The 1,626-nt window shown below is 42.7% G+C and carries 2 protein-coding genes; both read right to left on the reverse strand.

Annotated elements, in window-relative coordinates:
• Positions 1 to 109 precede the first annotated feature (109 nt).
• Positions 110 to 1,144, reverse strand: a complete 1,035-nt coding sequence (locus KQI_RS0124760; protein ID WP_010349582.1) for an alpha/beta fold hydrolase — start codon at positions 1,142 to 1,144, stop codon at positions 110 to 112.
• 287 nt (positions 1,145 to 1,431) lie between these two features.
• Positions 1,432 to 1,626, reverse strand: a 195-nt coding sequence (locus KQI_RS29055; protein WP_206740913.1) for a hypothetical protein, incomplete at its 5' end; no start/stop codon positions are given.

Raw genomic sequence — 1,626 nt, forward strand, 5'->3', positions numbered from 1 at the left:
GATCAATCAACAAGTATAGTATTGGGCAGCAAAGACGCTCGGGTTCCTTTATAATAGGAGAAACCCGAGCGTCTTTTGTGTTTTGTATCGCCATAAACATATTAAGTCTCTAATCATCTGTCTTTGATTTAGCAACGGTTGATTGAGGGGGACTGGTATTGGAGATTAGTTCACGGATGACTTGAATGACAAGCTCGGGTTGATCATGGATAATCATATGGTCGCTCTTCTTGGCAACAATAAATTTGCTGTTTGTAGAGATGTTGAGCATTTCACGCTGCCCCATTTGCCAGCTTTGTTCGATCTGATCATTTCCGTTCTTGCTAATACCGAACTGAGTCAAATTTTGCTGGATGCCCCGGGCAATCACACGCACAGGGAGGTTTCCCAAATGCTGCCCGCGTATGGCATTTTCGGTTGTGTTCGCCAGATCCCCCTCCTCGGCAACAGATCGAAAGTATTTGGGGGAAGCGACAATATTCACAAACGATTTTCTATCCTGATGCTCGACACGACCAGTTAGCATAAAATTAGGGAACAGACGAAAAGCCCCTGACCTTTCTAGGAGAATCGATATTAACGGCGAGGGATTGACCTTTGGTCGTTCCTTGGCATAGATCTCATGGGTCCGGCGGGCGTCATTCTCGGGCCTGGCATCCACCAAAACCAGTCCTGCCACCTCATCTCTGTACGTTTGTGCGTACAGTCTTGAGTACATCCCCCCGAGGGAATGGCCTACAAGGATATAAGGAGCTTGGATGTCTGCATTCTTTAAGGCGACATGAAGCTCTCGAACGATGTTTTCACCGGTGCGTGGAGTAGCAGCCTCCTCGCTCCAGGCATAGCCTGCCCGGTCATAGGATACAACAGTTGCGGATGTTGACAGCTTTTCGGGAATATCTCTCCAGGATAAGCTGCTTTCCCCACTCCCCGATTCAAGCAGTATTGTCGGAGAGCCGCTACCAAGTTTACGAATATGAAGTTGATAGCTCCCGGCATCGACCATTTTCCCCAGAGGGGGATATTGCAATTTATCCTGTTTGGATGCAATCCACTCATACACAAATCCAGAGATAACGACAAGCAGCAAAAAAGAGATGACCCAAAACACAATTCTCATCCAAGTTCGCCTTCGTTGCTTCATTAAAAGATCTACTCCTTTATTCTATTAATTAATCAACAGCTAATGTCATATGAAACAAAATTGCTTTTGTGTGGTTTGTAGCTTGCTGAAGATTACAAGTAAAGCATCAAAATGAAGTTCGTATTATCTGTCTATTCTCTATTAAGAAGGTGGTCGTTACAGCGGTGGCTCTCCTATATCATTTTTTACCCATCCTTTCTTTGTCAAATCATCAATATTAAAGAAAAAACCAGATATAGCACTCGAACTATAATGAGTAACGCGTTATTTTATGGCGATAAAACAATTTAATAAAAAAAGCTTGCATTTAAATATTCAGCATGGTATATTCTAATTCCGGCCAAGAAATACAATATTGCGAGTGAATGCAAAAAAAGATTTGAAATAAAGGCTTGCAAAGTTGGTTCGGACATGATATGATATAAAAGTTGATGCGGCGATGAGCCAAGTTGACAAAAAAGAAATGTTTGATCTTTGAAAAC

The organism is Paenibacillus peoriae KCTC 3763 (genome assembly GCF_000236805.1).
Taxonomy (GTDB): Bacteria; Bacillota; Bacilli; order Paenibacillales; family Paenibacillaceae; genus Paenibacillus; species Paenibacillus peoriae.